General features: G+C 38.3%; 11 protein-coding genes. 8 read left to right on the forward strand and 3 right to left on the reverse strand.

Annotated features, from left to right (window positions below; translation table 11 throughout):
- From J3U64_RS00005 to J3U64_RS00025, 5 genes are all read left to right on the forward strand, one after another.
- The coding region (locus J3U64_RS00005) for a hemagglutinin repeat-containing protein (RefSeq protein WP_267407873.1) at positions 1 to 6,051 on the forward strand (6,051 nt) is incomplete at its 5' end.
- Positions 6,052 to 6,091: 40 nt separating this feature from the next.
- Positions 6,092 to 6,715 carry a hypothetical protein gene (locus J3U64_RS00010; RefSeq protein ID WP_267407874.1) on the forward strand — a complete coding sequence of 208 codons (624 nt, stop codon included), beginning with the start codon at positions 6,092 to 6,094 and terminating at the stop codon, positions 6,713 to 6,715.
- Between the two features lie 291 nt (positions 6,716 to 7,006).
- Positions 7,007 to 7,249, forward strand: coding sequence for a hypothetical protein (locus J3U64_RS00015; protein ID WP_267407875.1), 243 nt, complete (start codon positions 7,007 to 7,009; stop codon positions 7,247 to 7,249).
- 53 nt (positions 7,250 to 7,302) lie between these two features.
- Positions 7,303 to 7,602 (forward strand): hypothetical protein, encoded by a 300-nt coding sequence (locus J3U64_RS00020; protein ID WP_267407876.1) that lies wholly within the window; start codon positions 7,303 to 7,305, stop codon positions 7,600 to 7,602.
- Between the two features lie 459 nt (positions 7,603 to 8,061).
- Entirely contained in the window at positions 8,062 to 8,409 is a 348-nt protein-coding gene (locus tag J3U64_RS00025) for a hypothetical protein (RefSeq protein ID WP_267407877.1), read from the forward strand.
- A gap of 574 nt (positions 8,410 to 8,983) precedes the next feature.
- On the opposite strand, the gene J3U64_RS00030 is transcribed toward J3U64_RS00025, so the two are convergent.
- Complete coding sequence (locus J3U64_RS00030; protein WP_267407878.1) at positions 8,984 to 9,187, reverse strand: DUF2321 domain-containing protein; 204 nt, start codon at positions 9,185 to 9,187, stop codon at positions 8,984 to 8,986.
- Between the two features lie 620 nt (positions 9,188 to 9,807).
- On the opposite strand from J3U64_RS00030, the gene J3U64_RS00035 reads away from it, so the two are divergent.
- Genes J3U64_RS00035 through J3U64_RS00045 form a run of 3 tightly spaced genes read left to right on the forward strand, consistent with a single transcriptional unit; the run spans position 9,808 to position 16,565 of the window.
- On the forward strand, positions 9,808 to 12,066 hold the full coding sequence (locus tag J3U64_RS00035; protein WP_267407879.1) for a type I restriction-modification system subunit M: 2,259 nt from the start codon (positions 9,808 to 9,810) through the stop codon (positions 12,064 to 12,066).
- On the forward strand, positions 12,063 to 13,247 hold the full coding sequence (locus tag J3U64_RS00040) for a restriction endonuclease subunit S (protein WP_267407880.1): 1,185 nt from the start codon (positions 12,063 to 12,065) through the stop codon (positions 13,245 to 13,247). Before J3U64_RS00035 ends, J3U64_RS00040 begins: the two co-directional genes overlap by 4 nt.
- A 21-nt stretch (positions 13,248 to 13,268) precedes the next feature.
- The gene (locus J3U64_RS00045) at positions 13,269 to 16,565 is read left to right on the forward strand and encodes a type I restriction endonuclease subunit R (RefSeq protein WP_267407881.1); all 3,297 of its coding nucleotides are present in this window, start codon (positions 13,269 to 13,271) and stop codon (positions 16,563 to 16,565) included.
- Positions 16,566 to 16,614: 49 nt separating this feature from the next.
- Here J3U64_RS00045 and J3U64_RS00050 read toward each other — a convergent pair whose 3' ends face one another.
- A complete protein-coding gene (locus tag J3U64_RS00050) occupies positions 16,615 to 16,935 on the reverse strand; it encodes a hypothetical protein (protein ID WP_267407882.1) in 321 nt (106 codons plus the stop codon).
- A gap of 826 nt (positions 16,936 to 17,761) precedes the next feature.
- A complete protein-coding gene (locus tag J3U64_RS00055) occupies positions 17,762 to 17,971 on the reverse strand; it encodes an AlpA family transcriptional regulator (RefSeq protein ID WP_267407883.1) in 210 nt (69 codons plus the stop codon).
- Positions 17,972 to 17,994: the final 23 nt, after the last annotated feature.

Genomic DNA, 17,994 nt, shown 5'->3' on the forward strand with positions numbered 1-17,994 from the left:
CTAAATAACAATAGTGGCGCCATCGATAGTGACAGTCTGCAACTGAAAGCGGATAGCGTAAATAATCAGCTGGGGGCTATTCGCAGCGTCAACGCCCAGCAGCTTACCGTAACCAATCAGCTTAATAACCATACCGGCCAGATAGGCAGCAATGGTCAGCTCACCATTCAAGCCGGTAATATCGATAACACAGCGGGTAAAATCAGTGCTGCTCAGCAAGCAGAAATTCACAGCAGCGGATTCAATAACCAACAAGGCACAGTAGATGCAGAAAACATTAAAATTAATGCTGACACACTAAATAACAACCACGGAGCCATACGTGCCAATGGAGAAACGCGCACCAGCATCAACCAAAGCCTGAACAACCAGCAGGGACAGATTAGCTCGCAAAAAGACGTTTATATCAGCGGTAACGCCTTGCAAATAGATAACAGCCAGAACGGCCAAATCATTGCCGGCCAGAATCTTACCCTGCAAGCACAAAATCTGAATAACCCGGGCACCATGGCCGCCGGCCACGATGCAGAAATCGCATTAACAGATAACTTCAGCGTCGATGCAGACATCACCGCCGGTCACAACCTGACTATCAGCAGCCAAGGGACGATCAGTAACAGCCATACCCTTAGTGGCGGCGACAGCGTGCGTCTGCAGGCAGCAGATATCGACAATCAGGCCAGCGGCACCATTCAGAGCAACAATCAAACCGAATTACAGGCACAAAGCAATATCACCAACCGTGGCCTGATAAACAGCAACGGCACCACACTAGTACAGTCCGGAAACAGCATCAACAACATCGGCACCGGCCGCATCTATGGCAACCATGTCGCCATCGGCACCCATGATTTATACAATCAGGAAGAAACCAGCGGCACCGCAACCAAAGCAGCAGTGATAGCCGCACGCCAGCGGCTGGACATTGGTGCAACTAATATCGTTAACAAAGAACACGCCCTGCTTTCCAGCGAGGGTGACATCGCCATCGGTGGCAGCCTAAACCAACAGCATCAGGCTGTGGGCATGGCAGATAATCTGCTCAACAGCAGCGCGCGCATCGAAGCGCAGGGAAATGGCAACATCGCCGTACGGCAACTACAGAATCTGAATAATCATTTTGCTGTAGAAGAATATCTCGACAACAGTAAAAAAATCTTCCAGATACAAGAAAAAGGCAATCCAGCAATCTGGGTAGATGGTGTGGATGGAAAATTCAAAAAAGGAAAAAAAGAACTCAGTTTCAAATTCAATGACGGCACCAATAAAAAATGGAAAAAATACTCAGCTAAAGACGTAAAATGGTGGGACTATAAAAGTGATACCTACAAACAGCGTGTCACCGAAAGCCAGCCAGCAGAAATCATCATCGGCGGCGACCTAACCATCAGTGGCGAACACTGGGTCAATAACAACAGCCGTATCATCATCGGTGGCAATCTGACCGGTGGTGACAGCCTCAATCTGGAAAACCAAGAAACCAAAGGCCAGCAGCGGGTTGAAAATCATGGTCAACAGGGCGGATACAAATATAAAAATCCCAAACTGGGCTCCGGTAAAATTAAAAAAACAGGCGAAAAGCCATATAACGAAACCATCATAACCAGCCATGAATTTGACACACCAGTAAGCGTTGTACAGCAACATGCCGGCATCAGTGCCAATCAAGGCAAAGGCGAACAGGCAAAAACAGGCAATCAGCTGCAACCACAGGATAAAGCGCAGACACAGACAGAAAACCACAACCAAAGCATCCAAAGTCTCAGCCGCTTCAATACCAACTTGCCCAACAGCAGCCTGTACCACATCAATCCCACCAACAGCGGCTATTTAGTTGAAACCGATCCAGCGTTCACCAACATGAAAAAATGGCTCGGCAGCGACTACATGCTCAGCGCATTAGGACAGAATCCAGACAGAATGCAAAAACGGCTGGGTGATGGCTATTACGAACAAAAACTGATAAACGAACAGATAGCGCAGCTTACCGGCTACCGCCGGCTGGAAGGCTACAGTAATGACGAAGAGCAGTACAAAGCACTCATGAATGCCGGCATCAGCTTTGCACAGCAGTTTCACATCACCCCGGGTGTCGCATTAAGTGCCGAGCAAATGGCACAGCTTACCAGCGACATGGTGTGGCTGGTCAACCAGACCGTCACCCTGGCCGATGGCAGCCAGCAGACCGTACTCGTACCCAGAATCTACCTGAAAGTACGTGATAACGACGTGACCACAGCCGGCGCACTAATCAGTGCGCACAACATCAACCTGCAAAACAGTGGCAACATCAACAATCAGGGCAGCATTGCCGGCCAGAACATCCTTAATCTGGGGGCACAGAATATTAACAATAGTGGCATGCTTAGCGGCAGCAAAGTAGTCCTTACCGCCAGCGACAGCATCAATTTCAACGGCGGATCCGCAGTAGGTAAAGACCTACTCAGCCTCAAGGCCGATAAAATCAACCTCAACACCACCACGGCCAGCTATGGCGATGAACGCAACGGTGGTACTGTTATCGACCGCACTGCTGGGCTGTATGTCACCGGAGACAAAGACGCAGTTCTCAGCGTAGCCGGTACCCACGGCATCACTACCCGTGGCGCCAGCATCGTCAACAATGCAGATAATGGCACAACACAGCTCAGCAGCAGTGCCGGTAGCATCGACCTCAATACCGTTACTACCCGCCGCGACATGACAGACGGCAGCAGCAGCGACAAAAACCACTGGATAAACCACTATCAAAACGAAAACGGCACCAGCATCAGTGCTGCCGGTGATATACAAATACAGGCTGCAGACCAGCTCAACATCTGGCAGGGCGACATCAACAGCGAAAACGGCAACGTCAGCCTGCACGGCAAAAACGGTGTCAATATCATAGAAGGGCGTCAACAGACCGAGCTAGACCACTCCGTCTACATCAAATCCAGCGGCCTAATGTCCAAAAAAACCAGTCTTGACCAATCGCGGGCAAACTATGATGAAGCTGTAGGCAGCAATATCACCGGCGCCAAAGTCAGCATCAGTAGTGATCAAGATATTAACATCCGTGGCAGCAACATCATCTCCGATAATGGCACAGTGCTGAAAGCCGGCCAGGATGTTAACATCACAGCGGCGTCCAACCAGTATCAAGATCAGGAATACCACAAAGAAACCAAATCCGGCCTAATGGGTAGTGGCGGCATCGGCTTTAGCATCGGGAAACAGAAAGAAACCGATGACACCACCAGCCGCCGCACCATCCACAGCGGCAGCAGCGTTGGCAGCCTCAACGGAGACACCACCATTGTAGCCGGCAACCACTATACCCAAACCGGCAGCAGCGTCTCCTCCCCGCAAGGTAATGTAAACATCATAGCCAAACAGATAGACATCAACGCAGCCGAAGACCAGTACAGCCGAGACAACATCCATACCTTCGAAAAAAGCGGCCTTACCGTAGCCGTCAACGTACCCATAGTCAATGCCATCCAAACAGCCAGCACCGCCGTAAATCGCATAGGCGAAAGCAAAAACGCGCGCGTCAACGCCATGGCAGCCTTCAATGCCGGCGTAGACTTGTATAAAGCCGGCAATGCCGCCGCCGACCTGGCCAACAATCCACAAAACGCCACCAATGTCAGCGTCAGCATCACCGTAGGCCAGCAAAAAAGCCGCAGTGAAACCCACAGCCGCGACAGCGTCGCCGCAGCCAGCCAGATTAATGCCGGTGGTGAAGTCAACCTACTGGCAACCGGAGCCGGACAGGATTCCAACATCAACATCATTGGCTCAGATGTCAATGGCAAACAAGGTACACACTTACAGGCAGACAACGAAATCAACCTGCTGGCGGCCGAACAAAACCACAGCGAGCGCAGCAGCAACAAATCCAGTGGCTGGAATGCCGGTGCCACCATCGGCATTGGTTCAGGTGGTCCAAAGTTAGGTATTACTGCCGGAGTGAATGCCGGCAAAGGACATGGCAATGGCGACGAAACCAGCTACCGCAACAGCCATATTGGAAGCAGCAGCGGCCACACCAGCATAGTCAGCGGCGGAGCCACCAACATCAAAGGCGCACAGGTAGCAGGTAAAGGCGTACAGATTGATGCAGCCGAACTAAATATCGAAAGCTTGCAGGACACCGCCAAATACAACAGCAAACAGCAGAATATCAGCGGGCAGGTTACCGTAGGCTATGGCGCATCCGCCTCTGCCAGCTTCAGTAAAAGCAAAATTAAAGCCGATTATGCTGCTGTAACAGAACAAAGCGGCATCATTGCCGGTGACGATGGCTACCAGCTCAACATCAAAGGCAATACCGACCTCAAAGGTGCCATCATCACCTCTACCGAAGCAGCCGAAGCGGCAGGCAAAAACCAAGTAATTACCGGCAGCCTGACGAGCAGCGATATTCATAATCATAGTGATTACAGTGGTAGCAGTATTGGTTTAAGTGGGAGTGGCAACTATCAGGGAGGCTGGGATGGATCCAATGTAGACAGCAAAACCGGTAAAGATATAAGCAATGCCAAAAGTGAAGTGGGGTATGGCAGTGATAGTGGCCATAGCAGCAGTACCACCCACAGCGGCATCAATACTGGCAACATCATCATTACAGATGCTGCTGCCCAGCAGCAGAAAACAGGAAAAAGCGTAGCCGAAACCATAGCCGGAATTCATACCGATACCAGCAGCGATAACTATGCGGATAAAGCTGGCTACCTGAGCAACAACTTTGACAAAGACAAAGTTCAGAAAGAGCTGGATACACAGCGTGAAGTCACACAGGAATTCAGCGCCAATTTACAGGCTACCTCAGCAATGATAAACAGCAAAAAGGATAGCCTGAAAGAAAAACTGAAAGACGAAAACCTGACCTTATCAGAGCGGGAACAATACGAAAAAGAACTGTCGCAATGGAACATAGGCGGCTTACTGCTGAACGCCATCGGAGCAGGATTGGCCGCACCAACCAATAGCGTAGGGGGCATATTGGCAGCCACAGCCAGTCCGGTGGTTTCGTATCAGATAGGCCAATACTTTAAAGGCAAAGATGCTGAAGGCAGCACAGCCCATCTGGTGGCACATGCAGTATTAGGTGCAGCGGTAGCGGCAGCAGGAGGGAATGATGCATTGGCAGGAGCATTGGCGGCAGGTGGATCAGAGGCAATAGGTCCAGTGATATCGAAATGGCTGTATGACAAAGAACCAAAGGATTTGACGGCAGAAGAGAAAGCAACTGTATCAGCAATATCAGGACTGGCAGGAGCGGCTACGGGAGCGGTAGCGGGTGGAAGTATGGCAGATGCAGCGCAGGGTAATCAGGCTGCGCATGCGGCTGTGGATAATAATCGGCTGATAGTTACCGGTGACAAAGCCGCTAAAAAGCGTTATCTGGATTTATTAAATAAAGCACAAAAACAGTATAAGTATAAATTAGACGAAAAGAATAGAATCGTAATTGAAGGTTATCATTACGATGATACACAAAATCCTCCGGTTTTAGTATCCGATAATTTCAATGGAAAAGTATTAAATCCAACAGATGTAGTGAATAAAACTATAATAGATGCAATTAACAAAAATGAAGATATATATTTAAGATTGATTTCAGATCCAAACTATATCATCAAAGAAAAGATTTTTATAGATGATGTACACAGTGGTGCAATTGATGCTACTAAAGATTTATTTGAAAATTCTGATCCATATGCTTTAATGCAATCAAGCATACATTATATAAAAGAAAGAGAAAGTATAGATAACTATGAAAAAGAAAAGTTAAATATAATTAATGGTAATGAGCCCATATTTCAATTAGCACATCATAAAGGATTGCAAGCAGAGTTAGATTATCTAAATGAAAAATTTCCTGGAGGAACATATGCGCAAGGACTTGAGTATTCATATATCGGGAAATTTAACGGTAAATATGTAGGAATACGTGATATTCCCTATGGAAGTAAAGAATTGCTATATTATTTTTCTCTGGTCCCAACTACTAATAAACAAGGATTGCCATTAAGACCAATAAATATACAATATAGAAAATAGTATAAATTGCAACTATGATTTTTTATAAGAGACAAAAAATATGTATAAAAAAATTTTAAGCAGCTTATTATCAATTTATATATTAAGCTGTAATCCTGTTATAAATGCAAAAGGGGTAAACTCTAAACTAATTACAGTTTCAAACAAAATTCCAGCATTTATAGAATACTCATCAAATAATGTATGTCCTAGTTCCAAAAAAAATACTTATATTACACCTTTAAATCTTAACAAGAACTCTAATCTTAATGACGGAACTTTTTATGGAATAATGAAGGATGGTAACAAAAATTATTCTATAAAATTAGTTTTAAATAAAAATTATTTTGAATCATTAGAGGTATATGACAACACGTTATCTCTTGGATTAAGAGGTAATACTAAGATTTTAAATTTTTCTTGTTCAATGCTATCTATAACTTCTGATTTAACAAACGATAAAAATTTATGTAATTTGAACCATATCTTTTCTTATAATAATAATTATTATGATGATTTAAAATATTTATGTTCTAATAATAATCGTAATCCCAATATTCGACCTTCTTATTATTTAGGTAATAAATTTAGTAATTATCTTTTAATAAACGGATTTAATATTGATTTTATAAATCAATTAATTAAATATAAAGATTTAAAAAATCATGGGTTATTAGATTTTTAAATACTTTTAATTTACTTCTAAAATTATTTATTTGTACCAACATGATGATACAAATAATCTACTGGTATTAATTAATTAGTAAATGATTATATCTCTGGAAATATTGGTACTAGTAAAATTTTTTCATGATTCTGATCTATAATCCAGAGTATAATGTTGGTATATTGACAGAATTTAATTATTTGCAAAATATATTTTGATTATGTAGAAGATTCCAAAGGTAATAAGATACCCACAAGACCTATTGGAATAACATTTTAAACCTATATGTTTTTGTTGAGAGGATACTTTATGAAAATTGTAGGGTTTAGATTAATGAAAAAAATCTTTTTTTTGATATTTTATTTATTTGCGTCTATTGCGTTAGCAAATGAACATGATGAAATAATAGATTTCATAAAAAATCCAAAAAATGTTTGTGAAGTTTCAAAAAGTAAAAGTGTAATAACAATGTTAAATTTCGATAAAAATGATGAATATTTGGATGGATATTACTATGGAACTATAAAAAAAATAAAAATAATTTTTTTATAATACTAAATTTTAAAGATAACTATCTAAAAAGGATAGAAATACAAGATAAAACATTGCATTTGGGAATTAAATATAATCCCCAAAAAATAGTTTTAAATATTAATTGCCAAGATATATATAATTCAAAAAAATTATGCTATAAAGATTTTGTATTATTCAATAATCCCAATAAAGAAAGTAGTTTGAATCTATTATGTTATACAAAATTAAAATACAAAAATATACCTAAAACATCTTATTTGCCAGATGATGTTGTTGAATATTTGTTTGCTAACGGTTTTAATATTCCATTTTTAAAAGATTTATTTAAATACCAAAGCCAAATAACTAATGGAATTGTAGATACTTTTTAATCTTAAAATAAAAAATAATATAAAAAATATTCCATTAAGTAATGGTGGCTAAAGTCCATTTAGTTATTTTGTATCAAATATAATTTTACGAATTATTAGATAAAGCCGTACATGGAGATTTACAGGCAAAAGAATCTGCAGAAGAACTGTAGGCAGCTATGTTGATAGAGAAAAACCTAAGCTAAAAAAGGATAGCCTGAAAGAAAAACTGAAAGACGAAAACCTGACCTGATCAGAGCGGGAACAATACGAAAAAGAACTGTCGCAATGGAACACAGGCGGCTTACTGCTGAACGCCATCGGAGCAGGATTGGCCGCACCAACCAATAGCGTAGGGGGCATATTGGCAGCCACAGCCAGTTCTGTGGTTTTGTATCAAAGGGTCCAAGTAAAGGTATAAGTTATTAAATTTATATTAAAAACAGGAAAAATGTAATTTATAGTAAATTAGGAAATAAAATGAATTGGTTTTGGAAACATAAAATATTTAGCATATTTATGCTATTATTATTTTTAATAATTGGCTATATCATTTGGTTTGCATTTTTATTTACTGGAATAACTGATGATAAATATGGCAAATATATATTTAGGTACGATTATTATGGAGATTCTGTTTTCGAGTATGATCTTTTGGATGATAGTGATATCCATAATTATGTATATGTTCATGCACTTGTTCATGACTATGTAAAAGAAGGGGAAGATATATTCTTTACCTATGTAAATGGTACTTTTGATGATGGATTTTGTTATTACGATAAAAATTTATATTTGGGTAAAATAAATCTAAAAAAAATAAATTAGAAAATAATATAAATATTCATCTGTATCCTAATACATATAAATTGTTATCTGATTTAAGTTCGACAGAGAAAAAATGGTTAAATACTTATTCTCATAAATGTCCAGAAAGAAAAAAATAGGTAGCAAAGATAGAATGAAGGACAAAGATGTCGGAATAGTAATTTGATGGGTCTGTAGGGTAATATAACAATTAAAGGCCATAAAACTATGACCCATAAAACTATATTCCCAAATAGTGTATGGAATCAAACCATGTACGAGCAATATATGGAAAAAAGAGGAACTCCAACGTATGGAGCTTACTTATCAGCAGAGCAAGTGAAGAAAAGAGATGCTGAGGGCAGGTGAGAGGTGAAATAGTCTTGTACAAGACTTGAAGAATAGTCCCATTAAACAAAGTTTACGAAGTAACAGCTTGATGTGCTGTGAATACCTAGCTAGAGCTGTTCAAACCCAAATTGTCTTCTTGGCAGATGCGCTCAAAACTATCAATAGCAACAATGTGCAATTCTTCGGATGAAAAAGCAGCCTGAACGTTAACCAACTCAACAGCGCTTGAGATCTTACGTTCAGTTCAAGGAAACGCTTTACCGCAGTTATACCAGAACACTGGTAGCTTGTATTGGCTACCTAAGAATAATACGCCTTCAATTTGGTAGTCACACAGTATCGATGCACTGCAATTCGGGCATTGTGTAATGGTTGCATCGCCATATTGCGCACCGAATGCTTCTCGACATTCGGGATAAACGTCTGCTGCGGTTGTTGCAAATGTCAATTCGGGCAGGCCTGTATAAATCGAACTGTTGCCATAATTTCTTGTAACGACAACGCTCGTTTAGTTTTGGCTTTACAGTAGTTAAATAGGCTAAAAGATTCTTAGTAACAAGTTTATTATATTTATTATTTGGCGGAAGCTAAAACTTATAAAATTCAAATATAACTTTTTTATTTTATTTAATATTTTACAAACATTTAAATCATGACCTACACTTTGACCTACACTATTATTATGTCCTTTAAAGGGGGCTTCTGTAGCGGATTATGGATCAATTTGTTTGAACTCTTATCGCCAGTTAGTTAATGCTATTTATGGAGAATCTATGTTATATTTTTGCTTAATTTTCTAATGAAGCATGATCTATGGGTATTAGACTGAGTAAAAACGGCAAATGCTATATAGCTGTCGGCTTATCTGTATGGCGTTATGCCATAGGGATTTTTACGTGAGAACAAGCTAGGTAGAGAAAAAGAAGATTTTGGAAATTACACCTAAACAGGCAGGAAAAATTATGAACTATAAGAATTAATGCTTTTCTTATATAACCTATTACTTTTTAATTTTTTCGATTATTTCTATTCTTTGGTAAAAATAGCTTAAATTAAGTATGAATTATTATGCATTTTGAAGAGTTAAAACAACTTGAATACGATTTATGGGAAGCAGCAGACCAACTACGTGCCAACTCTAAACTAACAGCAAGCGAATATTCAATGCCTGTTTTAGGGTTGATATTTTTACGCCATGCAACCAATCGTTTTAATGAGTTACTATCAGTAGTAGAGAAAGATGTACCTAAACGCGCAACAGGTAATTTACGTGAGGAACGCATTAAACTGGGCTTTCAAGGGAAAGCGGCTATTTATCTTCCTAAAACTGCTCGTTATGATTTTTTAGCCGAATTACCCGCAGACAAACATTTAGGAAAAAACATCCGTGATGCAATGATTGCCATTGAAGACAGTGTTACCGATCAATCTGGGCAAAAACTTCTCGAGGGTGCTTTACCCAAAGACTATCTAGGTTTCGAACAGGATTTATTAGCAGAATTAATTAAAATTTTTAACCGCCCTGCATTACAAGAAGCCAAAGGTGATGTATTTGGTCGTATTTACGAATATTTTCTTAACAAATTTGCCCAAAGTGGTGCTCAAGAAGGTGGTGAGTTCTTCACTCCACCTAGCTTGGTAAGAATGATTGTTAATGTTATTGAACCTGATCATGGCATCGTATTAGACCCTGCCTGTGGTTCTGGTGGTATGTTTGTACAAACAGGCCATTTTATTGAACAGGTTTACCATAAAGAAACCAATGAAATAGATATTACCTTTTATGGACAAGAAAAGGCTGACCTTAACAGTAAACTTGCTCGAATGAACTTAGCAGTACACGGTTTAGAAGGAAAGATACTCATTGGAAATACCTTTTATGAAGATCTCCATCAGTTAGCGGGCAAATGCGATTTTGTTATGGCGAACCCTCCGTTTAATGTGGATGGTGTTCAGGTTAGCAAAATAAAAAATCAGGTTGGCGAAAATCAAACCGGACGTCTACCTTTTGGTTTGCCTGGTATTGCTGGAAAGTCAAAGGCAAATAATAAATCAGAAAATGAAACCATTTCTAATGCCAATAGTTTATGGATAGAATATTTTTATAGCTATCTGAATGATAATGGTCGTGCTGGTTTTGTTATGGCTTCAAGTGCTTCTGATGCTGGTAATAAAGATAAAGAAATACGCCAAAAACTAGTAGAAACAGGACATGTTGATGTAATGATATCGATTGGGCCTAAATTCTTCTATACGCGCACCTTACCTTGCACGCTTTGGTTTTATGATAAAGGTAAGCCACAAGCACTATTAGATACCGTATTAATGATTGACGCGCGTAATACTTATACGACAGTATCTGCTAAATCCCATATTTTTACTGATGAGCAACTGGCGAACTTAACGGCTATTACTTGGTTATATCGCGGCGAACAAAATAAATATATCTCTTTACTCAGTCGTTATCAAAATAAAGTAAAGCAATACCTTGCTGATTTACCTGAAAAAATAGAAGCTGATACTCAACAGATAAACCAACTTCAACAGATATTAGTTAGCTTTAAACAAATTATTTCGGATAAAGGGAATATAGCAGCTATTCGTAAAAAATTAGGTAAAGACCATCAGATTACTGATGAACTATTAAAAAACTATCAGCAAACTTTATCAGAGCTAAAAGAGCAATCTATAGAACAGCAACAAATACTCTCAGTTCTTTTAACGTCGATAAAATTTATTGCTAAAAAAATTGAAGCAATTTCTGATAAGGCCAATTTTTCTCAACGAAAAACATTACAGACAAAAATTGAAACATTAATTTTACCCTTAAAAGAAGGATTAACTACCTTAGAGACTCGACATAAAGGCTGGCTGAAACTATTAGAGTTAGCCGAAAAGCCATTAAAGGCACGTCAATGGCCGAATTTTGTAGCTGAAAACTTACGTGATTTAAAAAAAGCGTTGTCGCCAAGGGATAAGCAAAAGCGTGAAAAACCAACTGTTAGAGATCAAAGTATTGAGACATTAAAACAAGCCCAATACTTTATTAAACAAGGTTGTTGGTTACTAAGTCGTTTTCCTGAGGGTGAGTATTGTGATGTGGCTGGTTTATGTAAGTCAGTCACTCGTGTAGAAATCGCTGAGCAAGACTATTCTCTTACACCCGGTCGTTATGTAGGAGTTGCTTTAAATAGCGATGAAAATGATAGTGAAGAAGGTTTTATAAATCGGATAAAAGAAATTCATAATGAGCTTGATGAGTTAAACAGTAAGGCAATGGAACTATCATTGTTAATTAAACAAAATATACTCGAGTATTTAGAATGAAACCTCTTTCTCAATGGGTGGATTTTAATCCCAAGGTTAAACTGGAAAAAGGAAAAGAATATCCCTTTATTGGAATGGATCAACTTACCCCAGGTATACGTTATGTAAGGCATAACCAAAATAAAATTTATTTATCTGGTGGAGCAAGATTTTGCAATGGTGATGTCCTGTTTGCTCGAATTACGCCTTGTTTACAAAATGGAAAAGTATCACAATATTTAAACGAAGATAATGAAAATAGTTGTGCTTTTGGTTCAACGGAGTTTTTTATATTAAGAGCTAGATCAGGTATTGCAGATCCTTCTTTTATTTATTATTTATCTCAAACAGATTTATTACGCGAATCAGCAATTCAAAGTATGGTTGGTGCATCTGGTCGTCAGAGAGCGGATATAAAATCATTGTCTAATCTTATCTTGAGCTTACCGAATTATGATGAACAAAAGAGAATAGGTAATTTTTTAAGCCAATATGATAATTTAATAGAAAATAATCGTAAACGCATAACCTTATTAGAAGAACATGCTCGTTTGTTATATCAAGAATGGTTTGTGAAATTTCGTTTTCCTAATATAGCTTCAAAAAAAGATAATTTATTACCCCAAAATTGGGGAAAAATGACTGTTGGTCAATTAACTTCTTTTTTAAGTCGTGGTATAACGCCTAAATATGATGAAAATGCACAATGTATAGTTATCAATCAAAAATGTATACGTGATGGGCTTTTAAATTTGGAGCTATCTAGACGACAATCAAAAGAGGTTAAATCTGAACGCCTAGTTCAAAAGGGAGATATTTTAATTAATTCAACTGGGGCTGGAACATTAGGTCGGGTTGCCGTAATAAGATCAAATATTCCTAATTGTACAGTAGACACTCATATTACCATTGTACGTCCATTAGATAACAACAAGTCAGCCTATTTAGCTGTTACTTTGCTTGAGTTAGAGAGTCTTCTTTCTTCTATGGGGGTTGGTGCAACAAATCAACAAGAGCTTAATAGGGCTGATATAGCGGCATTACCTATTATTGAACCTCCTGAAAAGCTGCAAATAAGGTTTAATGAAATAGTTTGGCCTATATTTGAACAAACAGAAACTTTACTAAAAATGAACAAAAATCTCCAAAAAGCCCGTGACGAACTACTCTCCAAATTAATCTCAGGACAAATTAAAGTATAAATCGCATAAGGAATGACAGTAATGGCCAAAAGCAATAGCTACTCCGAAGATAATAATATTCAAGAGCCCGCAGCGAAGTTATTTGAGCAGTTAGGCTGGCGTTCTATTTATGCCTTTAATAATGAAACATTGGGCTCCGAGTCTTTATTAGGGCGAAATAGCTTTTCTGAAGTGGTACTGATTAGAGAGTTAGACACAGCATTAAACAGACTAAACCCTGCATTAAGCGTTACTGAAAAAGGACAAACTCAATTACAGCAGGCAAGGGACTTGTTGTTAGATGAAGACCCCACTAAAACGCTGTTACAACATAATGAGACTAAATGGCAATTTTTGTGCAATGGTATTACGATTAAATCTCCTACAGGTTGCGCAGAAGATGATGTACATATTAAAGTCATTGATTTTGATAATGTTCAAAATAATGATTTTCTAGTGGTTCGTGAATTATGGGTACAACAAGGCCCCTATAAAAAACGTTGTGATATTGTTGGTTTTGTAAATGGTTTACCGCTTATTTTTATTGAATTAAAACGTCATGATAAAGGTTTGAAAGTCGCATACGATGATAATTACACGGATTATAAAGATACTATCTCGCATCTATTTTATTATAACGCCTTAGTTATTGTTGCCAATGGTCTTGATGCACGCTTTGGTTCTATTACCAGCAGTTGGGATCATTTCTATCGGTGGAAACGATTAGATGAAGATGATATAGATCCAGCGCCTAAACACGATGAATTACCATCAAGACCGCTGTTGCCAATCTTATTGCAAGGAATGTGTCACCCTGCTTCTTTTCTAGATATCTTTGAAAACTTTATTCTATTTGACCATAACGAAGAGCCTAGCATTAAAGTTGTGGCTCGTAATCATCAATATTTAGGTGTTGGCAGAGCCATTACCCGTTTACTAAGCAACGATGAACATGTTCAGGCAGGTAAGTTAGGTGTATTTTGGCATACTCAAGGTAGTGGTAAGAGTTATTCAATGGTATTTTTCTGCCAAAAGATTCATCGCAAAATATCTGCTGCCTATACCTTTGTCTTGCTAACTGATCGTAAAGAGCTTGATACTCAAATTTATAATACATTTGTTGGTTGTGGCATCTCTACTAATAAAACAGATAAAGCATCAGGAGCTGAAGGGTTAGAACGTTTATTACGAGATGAAAATCGTCGTTACGTGTTTAGTTTAATTCATAAGTTTCGAAATAGAGTCACACAGCCATGGAATAACCGAACCGATATTATTGTTCTATCGGATGAGGCGCATAGGACACAATATGGTCGTTTAGCACTGAATATGCGTATGGCTTTAAAAACAGCTAAGTTTATTGGTTTTACAGGTACGCCTCTTATTGATGAAAGAGAAAAAGGAATTACTGAGCAAGTATTTGGTCGTTATGTTTCGGTGTATGATTTTCAACGTGCAGTTGCTGATGGTGCTACCTTGCCTCTATTTTATGAAAATAGAGGTGAAAAGCTTCATATACTGAATGATGAGTTAGATGCACAAGTACAAGCCCGTATTGATGCGGCAAAAGCAGATGGCGAGTTAGATGAAGAACAAGAAGCAAAACTTTATCGTGACTTAGCGAAAGAATATCCCATTTTTACCTCTGAACCGCACTTAAATGATGTGGCCTCTGATCTTGTCGAGCATTATCATCAACGTTGGCGTTTAATGGAAGCACCAGTGAAACCGGGTGATATTCCACAATATGGTGGAAATGCAAAGGCTATGTTAGTTTGTATTGATAAACTAACCTGTGTGAAAATGGCAAAAAAAATCAAAGATAAATGGCAGGAAAAAATATCGGGACTACAAACACAATTAGATAAAGAAATGGCTTTCTTTACTAAGACTGGTAAGCCAGAAACGGAGTTTGTTAAACGCCTAAAAGCGCATATTGACTGGATGCAAACAACCCAAATTCATCCTGTTTTTAGTTCCGAGCAAAATGAAGTTAAAGAGTTTGCAGCGGAAGGTATCGATGTTAAACCTTATCGTGAAGTGATTGCTAAAGGCATTGGGGGCAAAGCAATAGATGAATGTTTTAAAGATAACAGACATCCTTTTAGAGTTGCTATTGTTTGTGCCATGTGGTTAACAGGCTTTGATGTTAAATCTTTAGCCACATTGTATTTAGATAAGCCCATGAAAGGGCATACGCTGATGCAGGCTATAGCCCGTGTTAATCGAGTTGCTTCTCATAAAAAAAACGGCCTAATTATTGACTATAACGGCATGTTAAAGAGTTTACGTAAAGCTTTAGCGACCTATGCGCAAAATAATAATGGTTCTCCAGTTGATCCGCTATTTGATGCAGAGCAAGGGATAGTTGAATATGTTGCAACTATTGAAAAGGTAAAACTACATTTAACACATGTTGGCTTTAGTTTAGATGATTTGATGAATGCACCTAAAGGTGAAAAAAATTGGGAAATATTATTGCAAGCACAGAATGCACTAAGCCAGTCCTTGGAGGATAAAAAAACATTTCAAATCTTAGCGGATGATATGTTTGATAGTTATCAAGGATTATTCCCTAATCCTGCATTATTCCAATATGAGCCCGAGCAAAATGCCATTTCTGCAATTTATAATTTGTTGAAGAAACCAAAGCCTAAAGTTGATATTTTTGCAATTATGCAAGAAATAAGAGGAGTAGTCGACGCTTCACTAGGTACTGTAACCACGAGCAAAGTAAAAGAACCTGTGAAACAATATGATTTATCTGGTATTGATTTTGAACGCCTTAGAGTTGAATTTTCGCGCTCACCTTATCAAGAAACGGCTACGTTAACCTTGCAAGAACGTATTCAAGCCAGAATACAACACATGCTTAAGCAAAACCCTACACGAATAGATCTTTATACACGTTATCTGAAAATTATTGATGAATATAATAAGGATAAAGATAATACTGAAATTCAACGGGTATTTGATGATTTACTTAAACTGCATGACTCACTTGATCAAGAGAAACAGCGTTATATTCGAGAAGGATTTACCAGTGAAGCTGAGTTAGCTGTGTTTGATTTATTAGCAAAAGAGCACTCAGATCTAACAAAAAGTAATATAAATCAGATTAAAAAAGTGGCGCAAGTATTAATGTCGACAGTTAGACAGCGCTTACATGAAATGGATGTTTTAAAAGACCGCGCTTCTGCTCAAGCTAAGATGAAAATGCTAATTATTGATCACTTACTAGAAGGTATGCCTGATAGTTATTCTGAAAATGATATTAATGTTCATGCTGAAACTATTTATCAATATATAGAAAACATGGCTTCATCAACCATATCTTAGTACAACCTGAAATAATTAACACTATGGGCAGTCCAAATAATATGGTGAATTAATAGTCATTAATGTTACCTGCTCTAAATTCTCCGGCTCTGGCTTTCTTAATAATCCCAAACAAATAAGCCGCTGGATTACGAATTTCTTTTGTTAAGCATCTAGCTTGCCATTCAGCTAATATACTTTGCTGAACATGAGGCAGGAACCTTTGCAACTGTAATAGCACATCTCTTTTTTGATCAGGCGCTAGATACTCAAACAACTGTGGATAACTTATTTCATCCAAAGCAGCGTACGTACGTTTTGTAGTAGTATTTTTATAAAGTAACTCGTTTGTACGTACGTAGTCGTGACTAGGATCGAAATTTTTATTCATGCTTTAATCTCTTTAGTGTAGGTAGGCTTATTTGAACGCAAGACACTCCTTAAAAAAAGCATAAATACAAATTGGCCTTGGTTGCATTTTATAGACAATACAACTGAACAACAGTGAACATGAGTAGACAGATAGCATGTGGTTTGTCACTTTTAGCAAAAAAATTTCAGCCCTGAAATTTCTATCTGTTTCTTAGTAAAGAAATCGGTATCAATTGCTTTCTTCGGATTCCGAAGCCAGTCTTTTATTGTATAGATTGCGTGGGTTGTTGTTAGTCTATTGTTTACTAACAGCCACTAAGGTGTACTGGGATTATTTGGCGTTGATAGGGCACTTTATTATCTGGGTGGTCACTTTTAGCAAAAAAATTTCTACCCAGAAATTTCTGTCTGTTTTTTTGTGAAGAAATCGGTATCAGTTGCTTTATTCGGAATCCGAAGCAAGTCTTTTTTGGGATGAAATATTTATATGGTTCTTAGTCTATTGTGCACTAACAGCCATTAAGATGTATTGGGACTATTTTGTGTTGTTATCGCGCTTTATTCTCTGTCTTGTCACTTTTGACAATAAAATTTTACGAGTAAAATTCTTTTGCAAAAAGTGATGGCGTTATCTGTTTTATATTTTTACCTGTTAAGATAAGAGAAATACCCCTAGGCTCCTCAAAAACGTTTTTTTAGGGGATTACTCTAATCAATAGGAAATGCTGTTTAATGAAACAGCGATTAGAGGTATTTTGCAGACATTCTTTTTCCATAGGTTTAATTTACCTGCCATGCCTGCACCATGTCACAACATTGCACCCTTTATTAACGCGTAGGTGTATTTAATTGTCTTGCTCTAATCGCTGTTGAACCCATAAGTCTATCTCTTGTGAATCCCAACCCACAGTGCGGGTACCTATACGTTTGTTTTTAGGGAATTTGTTGTCTCGAATTAAATTATAAATATGCGCTCGTTTGTAACCCGTGCGTCTTTCGACTTCTGGTAATCTTAAAATACTGCGTGGTTGTGTAGTATCAATTTGCTGTGTCATAACATGTTCCTCAATTTTCTGCT

It is taken from the genome of Snodgrassella sp. B3800, assembly GCF_026535865.1.
GTDB classification, from domain to species: Bacteria; Pseudomonadota; Gammaproteobacteria; order Burkholderiales; family Neisseriaceae; genus Snodgrassella; species Snodgrassella alvi_E.